At 75.5% G+C, this 17243-nt stretch carries 14 protein-coding genes; 6 read left to right on the forward strand and 8 right to left on the reverse strand.

The window, feature by feature from the left end; all coding sequences use genetic code 11:
• The first annotated feature begins 111 nt into the window (after positions 1-111).
• The gene (locus tag ACVWNX_RS10340; RefSeq protein WP_454413603.1) at positions 112-1656 is read left to right on the forward strand and encodes an alpha/beta hydrolase; all 1545 of its coding nucleotides are present in this window, start codon (positions 112-114) and stop codon (positions 1654-1656) included.
• Positions 1657-1840: 184 nt separating this feature from the next.
• On the forward strand, positions 1841-3394 hold the full coding sequence (locus ACVWNX_RS10345; protein ID WP_454413604.1) for an alpha/beta hydrolase: 1554 nt from the start codon (positions 1841-1843) through the stop codon (positions 3392-3394).
• A gap of 173 nt (positions 3395-3567) precedes the next feature.
• Here ACVWNX_RS10345 and moeZ read toward each other — a convergent pair whose 3' ends face one another.
• The 7 genes from moeZ to ACVWNX_RS10380 form a co-directional block, all read right to left on the reverse strand.
• Positions 3568-4746: an adenylyltransferase/sulfurtransferase MoeZ gene (moeZ, locus tag ACVWNX_RS10350; RefSeq protein WP_454413605.1), complete on the reverse strand. Its 1179-nt coding sequence runs from the start codon at positions 4744-4746 to the stop codon at positions 3568-3570.
• Between the two features lie 62 nt (positions 4747-4808).
• Positions 4809-5579: a spherulation-specific family 4 protein gene (locus tag ACVWNX_RS10355; RefSeq protein ID WP_454413606.1), complete on the reverse strand. Its 771-nt coding sequence runs from the start codon at positions 5577-5579 to the stop codon at positions 4809-4811.
• Positions 5567-6526 carry an NAD-dependent epimerase/dehydratase family protein gene (locus ACVWNX_RS10360; protein ID WP_454413607.1) on the reverse strand — a complete coding sequence of 320 codons (960 nt, stop codon included), beginning with the start codon at positions 6524-6526 and terminating at the stop codon, positions 5567-5569. The genes ACVWNX_RS10355 and ACVWNX_RS10360 overlap by 13 nt, the downstream gene beginning before the upstream one ends.
• A gap of 202 nt (positions 6527-6728) precedes the next feature.
• A complete protein-coding gene (locus ACVWNX_RS10365) occupies positions 6729-8036 on the reverse strand; it encodes a hypothetical protein (RefSeq protein ID WP_454413608.1) in 1308 nt (435 codons plus the stop codon).
• The gene (locus ACVWNX_RS10370) at positions 8033-10099 is read right to left on the reverse strand and encodes a glycosyltransferase (protein ID WP_454413609.1); all 2067 of its coding nucleotides are present in this window, start codon (positions 10097-10099) and stop codon (positions 8033-8035) included. Before ACVWNX_RS10370 ends, ACVWNX_RS10365 begins: the two co-directional genes overlap by 4 nt.
• Before the next feature lie 384 nt (positions 10100-10483).
• Positions 10484-11989, reverse strand: coding sequence for a DUF3152 domain-containing protein (locus ACVWNX_RS10375; RefSeq protein WP_454413610.1), 1506 nt, complete (start codon positions 11987-11989; stop codon positions 10484-10486).
• 476 nt (positions 11990-12465) lie between these two features.
• Complete coding sequence (locus ACVWNX_RS10380) at positions 12466-13518, reverse strand: alpha/beta fold hydrolase (RefSeq protein WP_454413611.1); 1053 nt, start codon at positions 13516-13518, stop codon at positions 12466-12468.
• A gap of 208 nt (positions 13519-13726) precedes the next feature.
• Between ACVWNX_RS10380 and ACVWNX_RS10385 the strand changes: the two genes are divergently transcribed.
• From ACVWNX_RS10385 to ACVWNX_RS10400, 4 genes are all read left to right on the forward strand, one after another.
• Positions 13727-13972: a hypothetical protein gene (locus ACVWNX_RS10385; protein ID WP_454413612.1), complete on the forward strand. Its 246-nt coding sequence runs from the start codon at positions 13727-13729 to the stop codon at positions 13970-13972.
• Positions 13973-14176: 204 nt separating this feature from the next.
• Positions 14177-14821: a TetR/AcrR family transcriptional regulator gene (locus ACVWNX_RS10390; RefSeq protein WP_454413613.1), complete on the forward strand. Its 645-nt coding sequence runs from the start codon at positions 14177-14179 to the stop codon at positions 14819-14821.
• Positions 14822-15033: 212 nt separating this feature from the next.
• Positions 15034-15261: a DUF3107 domain-containing protein gene (locus tag ACVWNX_RS10395; protein WP_454413614.1), complete on the forward strand. Its 228-nt coding sequence runs from the start codon at positions 15034-15036 to the stop codon at positions 15259-15261.
• Positions 15262-15595: 334 nt separating this feature from the next.
• Positions 15596-15862, forward strand: coding sequence for a hypothetical protein (locus ACVWNX_RS10400; RefSeq protein ID WP_454413615.1), 267 nt, complete (start codon positions 15596-15598; stop codon positions 15860-15862).
• A gap of 256 nt (positions 15863-16118) precedes the next feature.
• Here ACVWNX_RS10400 and ACVWNX_RS10405 read toward each other — a convergent pair whose 3' ends face one another.
• Entirely contained in the window at positions 16119-16856 is a 738-nt protein-coding gene (locus ACVWNX_RS10405; protein ID WP_454413616.1) for a ferritin-like fold-containing protein, read from the reverse strand.
• Positions 16857-17243 lie beyond the last annotated feature (387 nt).

Below are 17243 nucleotides of genomic sequence, written 5' to 3' on the forward strand. Positions count from 1 at the left end.
ACGCCGGGAGGGCCACCCCGCCCGACACCCCCCGACTCCGCTCGCCGGGCGGGTTCACCCGCCCGGCCCACGGCCCGCGCGCCCCGCGCGCGTGGCGCACAGGATGGGGGCATGCCCAAGCCCCTGCCCCGGCGGGCCGCCGCGCTGGCCGCGTCCGTCGTCCTGCTCTCCGCCTCGGCCGTGGCCTGCGGCGACGACGGCACCCCCGACGACCCGGCGGCGCAGCGGCTCCAGTGGGCGGACTGCCCCAAGCCCACGGCGGCGGAGGGCGGCGGCCCCGCGCCGTCGCCGCTCCCGGACGGCGAACTGTGGCAGTGCGCCACCCTGAAGACCCCGCTCGACTGGGACGACCCCAAGGGCGCGACCATCGGCCTCGCCCTGATCCGGGCCCGGGCCAGCGGCCCCGGGGACGAGCGCATCGGCTCCCTGGTCTTCAACTTCGGCGGGCCCGGCGGCTCCGGGGTGACCACCCTGCCCGCGTTCGAGAACGAGTACGAGAAGCTGCGCACCCGCTACGACCTGGTGAGCTTCGACCCGCGCGGGGTGGGCCGCAGCGCGGGCGTGACCTGCGAGAGCGACGAACGGCTCGACGAGTACTTCCAGCAGGACGCCACCCCCGACGACGCGGCCGAGCGGAGGGAGCTGGTCGAGAACACCCGGGAGTTCAACGCGGCCTGCGAGGACCGGTCGGGCCGGGTCCTGCCCCATGTGCGCACCACGGACGCCGCCCGCGACATGGACCTGATGCGCCGGGTCCTCGGCGACGACGAGCTCCACTACTTCGGCATCTCGTACGGCACGGAACTCGGCGGGGTGTACGCGCACCTCTTCCCGAAGGCGGTGGGCCGGGCCGTGTTCGACGCGGTGGTCGACCCCACCCAGGACCCGGAACAGGGCGCCCTGGGGCAGGCCCGGGGCTTCCAGCGGGCCCTCGACAACTTCGCCCGGAACTGCGTGTCCCAGGTCGAGGACTGTCCGATCGGGGACACCGCGCAGGACGTGGAGGACCGGATCCGGGCGCTGCTGCGGGACCTGGAGAAGGACCCGCTGCCCGGACTTTTCCCCCGCGAGCTGACCCAGACGGCCGCCACCGGGGGCATCGCCCAGGCCCTGTACTCGGAGGACTTCTGGGAGTACCTGACGGAGGGGCTCCAGCAGGCGTACGACGGGGACGGCCAGGTGCTGATGACGCTGTCCGACGCGATGAACGGCCGCGGCGAGGACGGAAAGTACAGCAACGTCCAGGCCGCGAACATCGCGATCAACTGCGCCGACGACAAGCCCCGGTACACCCCGGACGACGTGACGGCCCGGCTGCCCGCGTTCCGCGCCGCGTCCCCCGTGTTCGGGGACTTCCTCGCCTGGTCCCTGGTGAGCTGCCTCGACTGGGCGGTGCCGGGGGCCGCGGACCATCCGGACGTGGCCGCCGCGGGCGCCGCGCCGATCCTCGTCGTGGGCAACACGGGCGACCCGGCCACCCCGTACGAGGGCGCCCGTCGGATGGTGGACGCGCTGGGGCCCGGGGTCGGCGTGGAGCTGACGTACAAGGGCCAGGGGCACGGGGCGTACGACAGCGGGGACCCCTGTGTGCGCGAGGCGGTGGACGGTTACCTGCTGGACGGGAAGCTCCCGGCCGAGGGCACGGTCTGCCCCTGACCCCGGCCCCGTGACCCGGTCCCCGGGCCCGTGCGCCGACCTTCCGGACCGGTGGCCGCCCGGCACCGCACCCGCCCCCTTCCCCGCCCCGAATAGCCAGGACATGTCAGGAGTTGTCCACAGGCTCGGCGAGGGCCGGTGATCGCCGCCTACTATGGCCGGACAGCTCGTGGAGGGGGAAGTCATGACCCGTTGGGTACGGTCGGCGGCACTGCTGGCGACCGCGGTGTTGGTCGCGGGGTGCGGCGGCGGTTCCGACGGGGACGGAGAGCCCTCGGGCGGGGGCCCGGCCCCGCGGTCCACCGCGCCCACCCCCTCGGACACGGCGGGCGGCGGGCTGCCCGCGTCGCTGACCGGCCAGCGGCTGGACTGGGGCGGCTGCGAGGCGGACGGCGGCGAGCCCGCCCCCGACGACTCCTGGCAGTGCGCCGATCTGAAGGCCCCGCTGGACTACGGGAAGCCGGGCGGCGAGACCATCGACATCGCGCTGATCCGCTCGACCGTGAAGGAGGGCGGGGACCGCATCGGCTCGCTCGTCTTCAACTTCGGCGGCCCCGGCGGCTCGGGCGTCTCCATGCTGCCCTCCTTCGCCGCCGGCTACGGCGACCTCCACGAGCGCTACGACCTGGTCAGCTTCGACCCGCGCGGGGTGGGTGCCAGCGAGGGCGTGCGCTGCCGCTCCGACGAGGAGATCCAGGCCGCGGAGAAGGTCGACCTCTCCCCCGACGACGCCGCCGAGGAGCGGGCGTTCCTCAAGGACGCGGCGGGCTTCGCGGCGGGCTGCGAGCGCGGCGCGGGCCCGTTCCTCGCCCATCTGTCCACCGACGACACCGCACGGGACATGGACCTGATGCGCCAGGTCCTCGGGGACGACAAGCTCCACTACTTCGGCATCTCGTACGGCACCCAGCTCGGCGGCGCCTACGCCCATCTGTTCCCGGAGCGGGTCGGACGCCTGGTCTTCGACGCGGTGGTCGACCCCACGGCGGACGGCGTCACCCAGGCGAAGAACCAGGCCCGGGGCTTCCAGCGGGCCCTCGACAACTACCTGGAGGACCGGGGCGACGACCCGGCCGAGGGCAGCCGCGCGATAACGGACCTGCTGGGCCGGATCGACGCCGAGCCGCTGCCCGCCGCCGGTGACCGCGAGCTGACGCAGTCCCTCGCCCTCACCGGCATCGTCATCACGCTGTACAGCGAGCAGTCGTGGCCCGCGCTCACCGAGGCGCTGGAAGCCGCCGAGAAGGGCGACGGCACCGCGCTGCTGGCCCTCGCGGACGCTTACAACGAGCGGGACGAGAAGGGCGCCTACAGCACGCAGAGCCACTCCCAGCGGGCCATCTCCTGCCGCGATGCCAAGGACCGCACCACCCCGGAGCAGGCCCGTGCCTCCCTGGCGGAGTTCCGGAAGATCTCGCCGGTGTTCGGGGAGTTCCTGGGCTGGGACACGGCGGGCTGGTGCCACCAGTGGCCGGTCCCGGGGCTCCAGGAGCGCTCCGAGGTCAGTGCCCCGGGGGCCGCGCCGATCCTGGTCATCGGCAACACCGGCGACCCCGCGACCCCCTACGAGGGGGCGGCGCGCATGGCGGACGGGCTCGGCGAGGACGTCGGCGTCCTGATGACCTGGAAGGGCGAGGGACACGGGGCGTACGGCAGCGGCAGCGACTGCGTGGACGACGCGGTGAACACCTACCTGCTGGACGGTCGGACCCCCAAGGACGGCAAGGTCTGCTCCTGAGGTCGCGGCGGGGCCGGGCCTACGTCCGGACCCCGCCGCCCGGTCGGCCGGACCCGCCGCCCGGTCCGTACCGCCCCGACCGGCGGCCTCGGAAACCCGGAAACGACGACGGGTCCCCGTGTCCGAGGAGAGGACACGGGGACCCGGTGGTCGAACGCGGTGCGCGGGTGGGGTCAGTACACCGGCTTGCTGGGCTCGATCTGGTTGACCCAGCCGATGACACCGCCACCGACGTGGACGGCGTCCGCGAAACCGGCGGACTTCAGCACCGCGAGGACCTCAGCGCTGCGGATGCCCGTCTTGCAGTGCAGGACGATCTTGCGGTCCTGCGGCAGGGTCTCCAGGGCGGAGCCCATCAGGAACTCGTTCTTCGGGATCAGCTTGGCGCCCGGGATCGAGACGATCTCGTACTCGCCCGGCTCGCGGACGTCGATGATCTCGATGTTCTCGCCCTCGTCGATCCACTCCTTGAGCTGCTTGGGAGTGATCGTCGAACCGGCGGCGGCCTCCTGGGCCTCCTCGGAGACGACGCCGCAGAACGCCTCGTAGTCGATCAGCTCGGTGACCGTGGGGTTCTCACCGCAGACCGCGCAGTTGGGGTCCTTGCGGATCTTGACCTGGCGGTACTGCATCTCCAGGGCGTCGTAGACCATCAGACGGCCGACCAGCGAGTCGCCGGTGCCGGTGAGGACCTTGATCGCCTCGGTGACCTGGATGGAGCCGATGGAGGCGCACAGCACGCCGAGGACGCCGCCCTCAGCGCAGGAGGGCACCATGCCGGGCGGCGGGGGCTCCGGGTACAGGCAGCGGTAGCAGGGACCGTGCTCGCTCCAGAAGACCGACGCCTGGCCGTCGAAGCGGTAGATCGAGCCCCACACGTACGGCTTGTTGAGCAGCACGCACGCGTCGTTGACCAGGTAGCGGGTGGCGAAGTTGTCCGTACCGTCCACGATCAGGTCGTACTGACCGAAGATGTCCATCACGTTGTCGGCTTCGAGCCGCTCCTCGTGCAGGACGACCTCGACGTACGGGTTGATGCCCTTGACCGTGTCCCGGGCCGACTCGGCCTTGGACCGGCCGATGTCCGCCTGGCTGTGGATGATCTGGCGCTGGAGGTTCGACTCGTCGACCTCGTCGAACTCCACGATGCCGAGCGTGCCCACGCCCGCCGCGGCGAGGTACATCAGCGCGGGGGAGCCGAGGCCGCCGGCGCCGACACACAGCACCTTGGCGTTCTTCAGCCGCTTCTGCCCGTCCATCCCGACATCCGGGATGATCAGGTGGCGCGAGTACCTGCGGACCTCGTCGACGGTGAGCTCAGATGCGGGCTCTACCAGGGGTGGCAGCGACACGGAGACTCCGTTGGTCGGTATTTCGGAAGGTTGTTCTGCGTGTAACACTGCCACGGGCTTCTTCATTCCGAGACACCTGTTCCGATCCGCGAGACGATTTCGTCCCAGTAACCGGGCATGTCCTCCGGGGAACCGGTGGTGGGGCCATCGACCGCCCCCGTCTCCCCGGGCTCCGGACGGTCGGTGAACCAGACCGTACCGGCGCCCTGCCAGCGGGCGATCCGCAGCGCCTCGTCCAGATGACCGCGCGGCACCCCGTGGACCAGATGGCAGAAGCGTTCCGGCGGATGGTCCGCCGTCCACTCCGCCGCCTGTGACCAGCGGTAGTCGCACCACGCCCCGGAGAACGTCACCAACTGGTCGGCGACCTCGGCGTAGTCGGGGTGCGGATGGCGTCCGTGCCCGAGGACGACGTGCGCGTCGTCGAGCAGGGACCGCGCGCCGTCCACCGCGCGCCACACCGTCGGCAGCCCGGCCCGGTCGACGGGACAGCCGCCGAGGAAGTACCCGCCGACCCGGTACCGGTCGCGGTACCGCCGCGCCCGGTCGAGCAGCCCGGACAGGGGCGCCCGGCCCCGGTCCGCCGCGAGGTGGCCCAGCACCCGGACGCCCGCCCCGGCGAGCCGCGCCACGGCCTCCGCGAACCGGGGGTCGGGGCGGTCCCCGGGGCCGTCCGGGAGATCGAGGACGGCCCAGTGCAGCGGTGCGGAGGTCCGGGCGAGCGCCTCCCACCCGGCGGGCCCGGCCAGGGGGCGGGCGTGAGCGGGCACGCCCACCCCCGGGCCGGTGCCGGTGACGGGGACGCCCCGGGGGGCGTACGTCAGATGCGGCACGCCGCCTCCATCCAGATGTCCGCGAGGGACTCCTCCAGATTGATGCGGGGCCGCCAGCCCAGCCGATCGCGGGCGGTGCGCACATCGGCCTGCTGCCAGCTGCCGCACCCGTCGGGATAGGGGTAGGCGGCCGGGGGGATGTGGTCCGGGTCGGGGCGCGGGTGCCCGAGGGCGGAGCGCAGCGGCATGGCGGGCGCGTCCAGTTCGTGGAGCGCCCCCCCGTACCCGGCGACCCGGGCGAGGACGGCGGCGGCGTCCCGCAGCCGGACCGCCCGCCCCGAGCCGATGTTGACGACGCCCTGCGCGGCGGAGAGCGAGGCGGCGTGCACGGCGCGCGCCACGTCGCGCACGTCCACGAAGTCGCGCTGCGCGCCGAGGCCGCCGAGCTTCAGTTCGCCGTCACCGGACTGCATGGCCCGGCGCATCGCCTCGGCGAGCCGCCCGAGCGGGGACCCGGCGGGGGTGCCGGGCCCGGCGGGCGAGAAGACCCGCAGCACCACGGCGTCGAGCCCGGAGCCCAGGACGAGTTCGGTGGCGGCGAGCTTGCTGACGCCGTACGGTCCGCCGGGGCGCGGCACGGCATCCTCGGCGGTCGAGGAGCCGGGCTGGCTGGGGCCGTACTCGGCCCCGCAGCCGATCTGCACGAGCCGCGCCCCGCAGCCGCTGCGGCGCAGCGCCTCGCAGACGGTGGCGACGGCGACGGTGTTGTGCCGGATCAGATCGCGGGCGCCGCCCCGGGTGGCGCCCGCGCAGTTGATGACGACTCCGGGATGGACGGCGTCGAGGAACCGGGTGAGCGCGCCGGGGCTGCCGGTGGCGAGGTCGAACCGGACGTCGGCGTCGTCGCCCCGCCCTAGGGCGGTGAGCTGGACGGCCGGGTCGGCGATGAGGCGGTCGGCGACGAAGCGGCCGATGTACCCGCCCGCTCCGATCAGCAGCACTCTCATCGGGCGCCTCCAGGAACGCGGTCTCCGGATCGGAGGGTGGTCATCTCGCTTTCTCCTTCAGGGGTGGTGCCGTACTGGAACGCCCGCGGTGTCGGCCTCGCGGGAGGTGTGGGGGAGGTGAGGGGGGACGCGGGGGGTGTGGGGGAGGGAGCGGTGGGGGTCGTGGTGGGCGGTCGGGTCATGGGGCGAGCCCGTGGTGGGGTCATGGGGCGGGCCCTCCGAGGGGGCCGTGCGCCGAGGCGCGGGGCAGTACGCGCCCCGCGTGCGCCAGCAGGGCGAGCGCCGCCGCGCCGCAGGACAGGGCCGGGACGGCGCCCGGGCCGCCGAGGGCCACCAGGACGTCGACAGGCGCGGCGAGCCGGTCCCAGCCAGGCAGCCGGGCCGCGAGGACGGTGGTGAGCGCGGCTGCCTGGGCGCACCCGGCGGCGGTGAGCGCGGCGCCGGGTGCCCCGGGGCGGCCGTGCGTCACGAGCAGCCGGGCGAGCAGCAGCAGGACGCCGAGCGCGAGCGGGCCGAGGAGCGGGGCGCGTTGCCCGAGGAGTTCGGCGGCGGCCCACAGGGCGACCGCGAGCAGCGCGGTGAACAGGGCGACCGTCCACAGCAGCAGGGCCCGCGCACGGGTGGTGAACTCGTCGAGCCCCCGGCTGGTGACGAGGGCGCGCGCCGTCCGCCGGGCGAGGTGCCGGACGCACCCGGCGGCGGGGGCCAGCGCGAGGGCGAGTCCGACGAGGGGCGCCGTGACGAACGGGGGCACGGTGTCGGGCCCGCCCCGGACGACGGCGGCGAGCAGTCCGTCCCCGAACGCGGTGTAGCCGAGCAGCCAGCACGTCCAGGCCCGGGCGCCCGGGGGGAGCCGACGGGGTCCGTGGGCCGGTTCGGTGCGGAAGGCGGCCGGGCCGGTGCGGAAGGCGGCCCGTGCGGCGAGGACGGTGGTGAGGACCCCCACGGCGAGGACCGTGGGCCGCCAGGGGGCGGAGGCGTACGGCGACGCGAGCCCGGTGGCGAGCCCCAGGGCGCCCGGGAGCAGGGTGAGCGCCGGACGGGCGGCGGGCGCGCCGGGCACGTTCGGCACCGGGGGCGTCGTGGCCGGTTCCGGGCGGCGGGGGGTCCGCGTGTGCAGTTCCTCCGCGAGCGCGACCAGGTCCGGCCGTCGGTAGCGGGCCGCGACCGTGCGGTCGGTGAGCCCGTGGGCCTCCAGCAGAACGGCGATCTCCAGCGGGTCGACCGCCTGTGCGCACGGCTCGCGAAGGTGCCGCAGCAGTTCCGCCACCGGGTCTCCCCCGGCGGGACCACGGTCATGGTCACCGTCGACGGATTCCGGCCGCCCGGCCGCCCCCGCGCCCACCCGCGAGCCCGCCCCGGTCCCGGCCCTTGTCGCCGTACGCGTTCCCGCCGCCGGACGACCGGTGCCGGTGGCGAAGGCGGTGGCCGTCGGAAAGGGCGGGACGGTGAGGGGTCCGGTGGCCGTCATGGACCCGGCCGTGCCGTCGGACGCGCCGCGCGCGGTCATCGCACGCCCTCCCCGTCGTGGATCCCTGCCGTGGCCGTCCGGACGATCGGGCGGACCGTCCGGGAAGTCCCTGGGGTCTGGACGGCCCGCGCGGGGCGACGACCGGTACGGCGGGACCCCAGCTCCCGGTAAATGCCGTCAAATGCCGTGAGGTTCTGTTCGACGCCGAAGAGCTGGAGGGCACGCGCTCGGGCGGCGGCACCCAGGCGTTCGCGGCGCGCGGGGTCGCGCAGCAGAGTGACGCACGCCCGTGCGAGCGCCGTGGAATCCCCTGGTGGCACGACGAGCCCGGTCCCGCCGACCACCTCGGCCACGGCGCCGACGTCCGTCGACACGGTCGCCCGCCCCGCGAACATCGCCTCCAGCAGGCTGACGGGGAAGCCCTCGACGACGCTCGACAGCACGACGACGCCCGCGTCGCGGTACGCCTCGGCGAGATCGGAGCCCCCGGCTCCCCCCGCGCCGCACTCCTCGAAGACGACCGGCCGTGCCGGGCCGGGGGGGCGGGGGGCGCCGGAGGCACGGGACGGGCAGGGCGGGTGGGACAGACGGCCCGGATGGGACGGACCCGGCGTCGTGCCGGGGAAGAGCCGCTCGGCGACCGCGTGGCAGTGGGCGAGGTACCCGGCGGCCCGGGGCCCGACGGGTCCGCTCACGATCCGCAGCCGGGCCCCCGGCTCGGCGTGCCGCACCCGGGCGAAGGCCCTCAGCAGGGAGACGAGGTCCTTGGTGGGATCGACGGCCCCGACCCACAGCAGGGTCCGGGAGTCCGTCCGTCCAGGTCGTCCGGCCGGTGCGGTGGACGGGGCGTGGTCCGTACCCGGGCGCACCATCCGCAGTCGGGCGGGGTCGGCGCCGCAGTGCTCCTGCCAGCGGCGGACGCGCGCGCTGCCCGGGGTGACCAGATCGGCACGGCGGTAGACCTCGGTGGCGAGCCTCCGCCGGTACCCGGCGAGCAGCGCGCGCGCCGGAGCGCCGACCGGCGCCCCGCGCCCCGCGCCTCCGGTCCGCCCCGGCCACCCCGCCCGTCCCGCGTGCCCGGTGTGCCCGGCGTGTCCCGTCCATCCGGCCGGATCGTGGGGCCGGAGCGGGAGTCCGTACTCGGTGACCAGGAGGGGGACGCCGTCGTGGCGGCGGGCCAGCAGCCCGGCGAGCGCGGCACCGCCACCGGTCGCCGCGTGGCACAGGTCGACGTCGCCGAGGAGCCCCGGTCCGTACCAGTCGAGGGAGAGCGGGCGCAGGGCGACGGTGAGGTGGGCGGCGACGGCCAGCAGATCGGGTACGCGCGCGTGGCGGGCGGAACGGGACGCGCCGGGGGCGCGACAGGCGGCCTCCAGCACCCGCAGGGCGGCCTCGGAGCGCAGCGCGGCGGTGAGGCCCGGGGCGCTGCCGGGAGTGTCGCGGACGAGGTCCGCGAGGGCGTAGAGGGCGTTGCTGAAACGGTCCTCCAGAAGGGTGGGCCTACCTATCGGATCGGCCACGACGCCCTCCGGCCCGTGCGGCGGCCAGAAGGCCCCGCCTCGGTCCGAGGTACCCCTGTGGTCCGGGATCCTGCCCCAGTCCGAGGTCTCCCTACGGCCCGGGGTCCCGCTGCGGTCCGCCGGGGCCTTCCCGAAGCCCGAGGCGTCCAGGCGGTCCGAGGCGCCCCCGCCGCCCCCGGCCCTCCGACCGGCTTCCGGGCCGCCCCCCGACGTCCCGCTCACGTCGCGGGCGTCGGGCTCCGCCCGCTCCTCCCGTGCGAAAGCGCCGGGTGCGCACAGCGCGTCCGCCAGCTCCCGGTAGCACTCCGCGAACCGTCGGCGCGCCCCGCGCCCCCACGCCTTCCGCGAGGTCCCCGTCCCGGACCCGTCGGCCCCGGCCGCTCCGAGGGGGGCGGCGGTCCGGACCCGTCCGATGTGGGGCGGCAGTTCGACCCGGGGACCCCGGTGCTGGCGCTCGTCACGGCTCAGGGCGTAGACGTCGAACCGGTGTGCCGCGAGCCCACGGACGAGCCGGTCGCACCAGAGCCGCCCCTCACCGTCCACATAGGGGTAGCCACCCTCCGTGAGCAATCCGATCCGCACGAGCGCGCCCCCGCTTCCCGTCTCCCAGGGGCTGCCGTCGTTCGGCGGCCCGCAGCGGGACGAACGTATGCGGACAGGCCGGTGGCGCGGCGGACGGTTGTCCGTCGCGCCACCGGAAGGGGTGAAGAGACGTAACTTTCGGGTGCGGACGGCGTTCTGTCGCGCTATGGATCTCCCCGGCCGCACGGGGTGACCCGCCCGGGGCCTCCGGAGGTCCCGGCACGCTCCCGGACCCCTCGGTCCGGAGCCCTCACAAGGCCCGCCTCACGACGGCGCGGGCCGGGGCCACGGGCGCGGAACGGGCACGGCAGGACACGGGTCCGGCGCGGAGGAACGGTGACGGCCGGACGGACCGGGGGCGCGGCCGGAACGGACCGGGGTGGGTCAGTCCTTCTCCGGGAAGGGCCAGGGGTTGGCCCGGCAGCTGACCCCGTTGTGGTCCAGGAACTTGGTCTGCTGCTGCATCACGGGGGCGAGGGCGCCGTCCGTCTGGCAGGTCACGTGGCTGAAGCCCAGCCGGTGTCCGACCTCGTGGTTGATGAGCATCTGCCGGTAGGCCCAGACCCGGTCCCCGTAGGTCTCGGAGCCCTTCGCCCAGCGGTAGGCGTTGATCATCACGCGTTCGGTGGCCGCCGAGTCGCAGGACACGTTGTCGATGGTGGTGTCGAGACCGGACTTGGCGCACCACGCGGCGGTGGTGACGGGGCTGGCCAGGGTGATGACGAAGTCGACCTTCCCCGAGGAGACCCGCTCGAAGGTGCGGCCTCCTCCGTTGGCCCAGCCGCGGTCGTCGTTGAGGGTCTTATGCACCGCGTCCGCGAACAGACCGGCGTCGAGCCCGAGGCCCTCCTCCACGTCCACGCGGTAGCGGAACGCCCGCCCCTTGCCCTGCCCCCGCGCGGCGCCGGGCACCGCCTCGAAGGTCCCCGAGCCCTTGAGCTCCGGATCGAGCGGATAGGTCCGGCCCATCTTCCGCTCGTAGCTCTGGGCGACCGGGGCGGAGGCGGTGGTGGGCTGGTCGGTGGGGGTGGGACGGCTCTCCGAACGGGAGGGCGCCCCGTCGTCCTGGCGGTCGGCCTCCCCGCTGGTGCTGCTGGGCGTGACGGGTTTGCCGTCCCGGTCGGCGACCTGCCCGGCGACGACGACGGCGAGGACCGTGGTGACCGCCGCCGCAGCGATCCCGGTGAACGCGCGCCCCTTGCCGCCCCGGCCGGAGAGGCCCCGGACGTCGTACGGGGGTTCGTCGTCGGAGCGCCGGGGGCGCGGCACGGTGGCCCGGCGGCCCGGTCGTCCGCCGGGTGCCTCCTCCGGATCGGCCGGGTGCCCGGCGGCTTCCTCCCCGGGGGCGGCCGGGTCGGGGTCCCACCGGGTCACGGAGGCGTACGGGTCGTCGGCGTCCGGGGCGGTCCGGCCGGACGGACGCGTCGCCCCGGGCGGGCCGGTGGGCGCGGCGAACGCGCCCGCGTGGTGAGCGGTCGGCCCCGCCGTTCCCCGGCCGGTCGGCCCCGCCGCCCCGTAGCCGGTGGTGGGCCCGGCGGCGCCGTAGCCGGTGGATCCGGCCGTGTCACGGCCGGTGGGCGCGGCGGGGGCGCCGTGGCCGGTGGGCGCGTTCGCGGGGTGTCCGGCGGACTGCGGCGCGTACGGCCCCGCCGCGTACGGGGGCCGGAGCGTGGAGCGGGGCCCCCGGGGCGGCTGCCCGCCCCCGGGGGCGGCGGGGCCGCCGGGCCCGGTGCCGAACGCGTCGAGGTACTCCTGTCGGGGGCCGGGGACCGGGGTCGTCCGACCCGGGTACGGGGACGGACCGGCGCCGGGACGCGCGGGGCCGTCCGGGGAGCCCCAGCCGCCACCGGACTCCCGCTGTTCGGGGTGACCGCCCCGTACCCGGGGCACGCCCCGGGCGGGCGTTCCGTCGGCGTACCGGGGAACCCCTCCGGCGGGCGTGGGGGCACCGTACGGAGACGGCGCCCCTCGGGCGGGACCCGCGACTGATGGGCCGTCCGCGTACCGGGGACCGGCCGAGCGTCCGGGAGCGCCCGGGTGTCCGGGAGCTGCGTGCCCGGGACCCGCGGTGTGCCCGGGACTCGCGGTGTGCCCGGGGCCTGCGGTGTGCCCGGGGCCTGCGGTGTGCCCGGGGCCTGCGGTGTGCCCGGGGCCGTCCGCGTAGCGGGGCACTCCCTGGGCGGGCGTTCCGTCGTGGCGGGGCGCGTCCGGGGCGGTGCGCTCGCGGACCCGCCCCTCGCGGGCGTCCCGCTCACCGGCGTCACCGGCGCGGGGCGCGGCGGTCCGGTCGTCGGGGGTCCGGTCGTCGGAGGGCTTCCCCCGCTTCGCCGCGGGACCCTTGCGGCTGTGGCGTCCCACTCGGCGTCTCAGCTCCCCGTCTGCGCGTCGGCGGACTCGTCCGTACCGGAGGGTCCCACAGCCGCGCGGTTCCTGTCCCCGCGACCGCCGTCCCGGTCGGTTCCGGCGGACGTCCCGGCGTCGCGCAGCAGCTCCCGGAAGGCGGTGGCGACGTGTTCGGGGTACTCCATCATGGCGACGTGTCCGGCGTCCGGCAGGGTCAGCAGCCGGGAGCCCCGGAAGGTGCGCGCCGCCCGCTCGGCCATGCGGTACGAGACCAGCTGGTCACGGCCGCCGTAGACGAGCAGGGTCGGCGCCAGCACCCGTTCGGCCTGCCGCCACAGCCCGTGCTGGCCGCCGAGGGTGTAGGAGTCGACGATGCCGCGCGTGGACCGGGCCATGGCCTCCCAGAAGTGGGGCAGCGTCTGGCGGTGCTCCATCTCGGCGACGGCCGCCGCGAAGCCCTCGGGCGTGATCCGTGACGAGTCGCCCCAGCACAGCCCCGCGACGCCGCGGACCCGCTGCTCCGGCGTCCACTCCCGGGTCAGCCGGGTGAACAGGGCGGCCACCCCGGGCAGCGCCAGCAGGGCGGTCGGGACGGCCGTGCGCTGGACGCGCAGTTCGGGCAGGGCGGGCGAGACCAGCGTCAGGGAGCGCACCAGGTCCGGCCGGACGGCGGCCACCCGGGTGGTGACGGCACCGCCCATGGAGTTGCCGAAGAGGTGGACCGGGCCCCGTCCGGTGGAGTCGAGGTAGCGGATCACCGCGCGGGCGTGCGCGGTGACCGAGTAGGAGCCGTCCTCGGGCGGGGGCGAGTCCCCGAAGCCGGGGAGGTCGAGCGCCTCGCTCTCCACCAGGTCGTCGAGGAGCGGCATCAGCGCCGACCAGTTCTGGGAGGAGCCGCCGAGCCCGTGGACGTAGAGCGCGGGCGGCAGTCCGGCGCGCGCGGCGGGGCGCGCCCGCACGGCGAGCGAGAGCCCGGGCAGTCCGACGGAGCGCAGTCTCTCCCCCTCCGCGACCCGGACCGGGCCCACCCGGGGCACGGCCGCGGCGGACAGCTGCGGGGACTCCGAGGAAGACATGCGGCAATGTTACGAGAGGATCACGCCAGCTTTCGTGTGTTCGGCGTCACAGATGGGGGTTAGCGTGGGTGCACCGGCTCTCCCGCACCGGGAGGGCCGTGCGCCCCCGCGCCCGGGTGTCCGCCCCCGCGCCCCTCGGCGAGCCGCACCCGCCCCGGGAGAGCCCCCGTCCCCTCGGGAAGAGCCCACCGCTCGGAAAGAGGACAGCATGACCACCGAACCCACCGCCCCCGCCCCCGACGCCTCCGCCGACGGCAGCACCGACGACACCGGCGGCGAGGGTTCCGGCGCCATCGGCATCGAGGCGCCCGAAGCGGACACGGCGGAACAGCGCGCGGACCTCTCACCGGAGCGGGACGACGCCGAACTGGGCGCCGACCCCGGCTCGGCCGACGAGGGGGACCGCGCCGAGCAGGCCCGCGTCATCGAGCTGAACGAGGACGACTACCGCTGACCCGGCCGCGCGGCCCCTGGCTCCGGAGCCCCCTGGACGACGGGGACCGGCCGGGGGCGGCCGTCCCCGTTCCCGGGTGTTCACGGGCGTTCCCGCCCCGTCCAGTCCGTGAAATCCTGCGCGGGCGCCGCGCGCCGACCGGTTACCCAAAAGTACGATGGGCGTCGCGGCGCACACCGCACTTGAACGATCTTGGGAGGCGGCGTGACAGCCATCGAGCAGACAGACGCGGCCCGCCCGCGGGGCACCCGCCTGCCGCGGCGGGCCCGACGGAACCAGCTCCTGGGCGCCGCGCAGGAGGTGTTCGTCGCCCAGGGTTACCACGCCGCCGCAATGGACGACATCGCCGAACGCGCGGGCGTCAGCAAGCCGGTGCTGTACCAGCACTTCCCGGGCAAGCTCGATCTGTACCTGGCCCTCCTCGACCAGCACTGCGAGGCACTGCTGGTGGCCGTGCGCGGGGCCCTCGCCTCGACCTCGGAGAACAAGCTGCGGGTGGCAGCCACCATGGACGCCTACTTCGGTTACGTGGAGGACGAGGGCGGGGCCTTCCGGCTGGTCTTCGAGTCGGACCTGACCAACGAGCCCGCCGTCCGGGAGCGGGTGGACCGGGTGAGCCTCCAGTGCGCGGAGGCGATCTCCGAAGTGATCGCCGAGGACACCGGGCTGTCCAAGGAGGAGTCGATGCTCCTCGCGGTGGGGCTCGGCGGCGTCTCCCAGGTGGTGGCCCGGTACTGGCTGTCCAGCGGCAGCGCCATCCCCCGGGACACCGCCGTCCAGCTGCTGACCTCGCTGGCCTGGCGTGGCATCGCGGGCTTCCCGCTGCACGGCACGGAGCAGACGCCGTAGGAGCGGGGCCACCCGCCACGGGGCCGTCCCGCACAGCTGACCGACCGACCACGGGCCGCCGGAGAACACCGGCGGCCCGCGCGCGTGTTCCCGTCCGCTGTTCGCTACCGGCGTGCTCCACCGGGGCGTGGCGCCCGCCGTCGCGGGGCTAGGGTGTGCCAGGTACGGCGCGGAGGGCCGCGCACATCAATGACCGTCGGAGGGACATAGCCGTGGAGGTCAAGATCGGCGTGCAGCACGCGCCCCGCGAGATCGTTCTGGAGAGCGGCCAGACCGCCGAGGAGGTCGAGACCGCGGTGGCCGAGGCACTGTCCGGGAAGTCCCGGCTGCTGAGCCTCCGGGACGACCACGGCCGCCAGGTGCTCGTCCCGGCGGACCGGCTCGCCTACGTGGAGATCGGCGAGCCGACGCAGCGCAAGGTCGGCTTCAGCGCGCTGTAGCGGCGGGCCGCCGCTTCCGTGGGCGACCCCGCGGAAGCGGAGCGAAGCGGACACCAGGAGCGGTCCGGCGGGGATTCCCGCCGGGCCGCTCCTTCGTTCCGTTCGTGTGCGTGCGGCGGGGTTCCGTTCGTGCGCGGCGGGCCCGCCGCAGGCACGGGGCCGTACTCGTCCCCGTCCCGCCGTTCGGCCGGTCGCCCGGCCGCCCTGTCCCGGCCGCCCGGCCGGGCCCGGCCGCACGGGTCCAGGGTTGCGCGCGGGGCCACGGGGGTAGACCCGCTGCACATCGGGATAACGACCGAACGGACGCGGCACGGCCGCGCGGGGAGGGGCCGGGATGATGTGGGTGACGGTGAGCGCGGTGATCGGGCTGGGACTCGCCCTGGCCGTTCTGCGACTGCGGGCCGGGCGGCTGCCCGCGGCCCGGCTGGTCCTGACGACGGGACTGGTCGGCGGACTGCTCGGACTGTTCGTGACCCGCACCGCGCTGGGCGACCCGGGCGTCACCACGACCCTGCTGGGCGCGGCGGTCCTGGCCACCGCGCTGCTGTCGCTGCTGCCGCGCCCCCTCCGCTTCGCCGCTTCGGCACCCGCCCGGGGGTGAACGTCCGGCCGCTCCCGGGGGCTCCGCCGGTTCCGGAGCCAGGTCGGCCCCACAGTGAGTGGTGGGCGCCGTCGGTGAGCGGTGGGCGCCGGGAGCGTCCTCGTGCCGGCCCCTGGTGACCGGCCCCGCTCGGCGGCGAACGGCCCCGGCTTCCCGCGCCCCGGCCCTCGGTGCCTCGCCGGAGTGAGCCACCCCGGTCCCCCGCGTCCTCGGCCCCGTCAGGGAGTGCGCGGCCCCCGGCCGGGGAGGAGCGTCCCTAGGCGGCCAGCCCCAGCGCCGCCATCCGCTTGGTGTGGGCCTCGGTGATCCGGGAGAACATCCGCCCGACCTCGGCCAGGTCGAAACCGTCCGCGACCCCGCCGACCAGCATGGTCGACAGCGCGTCCCGGTCGGCGACCACCCGCTGGGACTGCGACAGGGCCTCCCCCATCAGCCGTCGGGCCCACAGCGCGAGCCGTCCCCCGACCCGGGGGTCGGCGTCGATCGCGGCGCGCACCTTCTCCACGGCGAAGCCGCCGTGTCCGGTGTCGTCGAGGACGGCCAGCACCAGCGCGCGGGTGTCGGTGTCGAGGCGGACGGCCACCTCGCGGTAGAAGTCGCTCGCGATGGAGTCGCCCACGTACGCCTTGACCAGGCCCTCCAGCCAGTCGGACGGGGCGGTCTGGCGGTGGAACCCGTCGAGCGCGGCGACGAACGGCTGCATCGCCTCGGTGGGCTCCGCCCCGATCTCCGCGAGCCGGTCCCGCAACCGCTCGAAGTGGGCGAACTCGGCCGACGCCATCTTGGCGAGCGCGGCCTTGTCCGCCAGGGTCGGGGCGAGCTTCGCGTCCTCCGCGAGCCGCTCGAACGCCGCCAGCTCGCCGTACGCGAGCGCGCCCAGCAGATCGACGACCGCGGCCCGGTACTGCGGATCGGCGGAGGCCCGCTCCCAGTCCTGGGCGGCGATCCCGGTGGGCTCGGCGGGCGTTTCGGCTGCGTGGTCAGACGTCGTCATGAAGCGCACAATAGCCCCCGCGTCCGGTCCGGGAAGGCCCTGGTCACACACTCCGGCGCGGCCCGCGGGGCCGGGGCGCGGGCCGTTCCCCGGGCGCCGGAGGCGGGCCCGCCGACCCCTACGTGACGAATTCGGCCATCGCGCCTGCGCGATTCCGGGGTATGGTGGTAATGCGCCCGCTGAGTGCGCCGATGCACCGCCGTGGTCACGTGAATGGGTGACCGCCCCGGTGGAGTCGGCTCAACCGACGGGCACAGGATTGAGGATGCCCGGTCGCTGGCCCGATCGGCTCCGACCAGACAGCCCTCCCAGCTGGTGCGGAACGTACGTACCGACGCGGGAGGGGCCCTCATAGCGGTAACGAGAGTTCCGAGCGTCGGCTGTGGT

It is taken from the genome of Streptomyces sp. JNUCC 64 (assembly GCF_054484115.1).

Bases quoted from the DNA above. Each gene is read 5' to 3' on its own strand.
- ACVWNX_RS10360 (WP_454413607.1), bottom strand. From the start codon at position 6,526: ATGAGAGTGCTGCTGATCGGAGCGGGCGGGTACATCGGCCGCTTCGTC.
- ACVWNX_RS10385 (WP_454413612.1), top strand. From the start codon at position 13,727: ATGACCACCGAACCCACCGCCCCCGCCCCCGACGCCTCCGCCGACGGC.
- ACVWNX_RS10345 (WP_454413604.1), top strand. From the start codon at position 1,841: ATGACCCGTTGGGTACGGTCGGCGGCACTGCTGGCGACCGCGGTGTTG.
- ACVWNX_RS10380 (WP_454413611.1), bottom strand. From the start codon at position 13,518: ATGTCTTCCTCGGAGTCCCCGCAGCTGTCCGCCGCGGCCGTGCCCCGG.
- ACVWNX_RS10365 (WP_454413608.1), bottom strand. From the start codon at position 8,036: ATGACCGCGCGCGGCGCGTCCGACGGCACGGCCGGGTCCATGACGGCC.
- ACVWNX_RS10405 (WP_454413616.1), bottom strand. From the start codon at position 16,856: ATGACGACGTCTGACCACGCAGCCGAAACGCCCGCCGAGCCCACCGGG.
- ACVWNX_RS10340 (WP_454413603.1), top strand. From the start codon at position 112: ATGCCCAAGCCCCTGCCCCGGCGGGCCGCCGCGCTGGCCGCGTCCGTC.
- ACVWNX_RS10400 (WP_454413615.1), top strand. From the start codon at position 15,596: ATGATGTGGGTGACGGTGAGCGCGGTGATCGGGCTGGGACTCGCCCTG.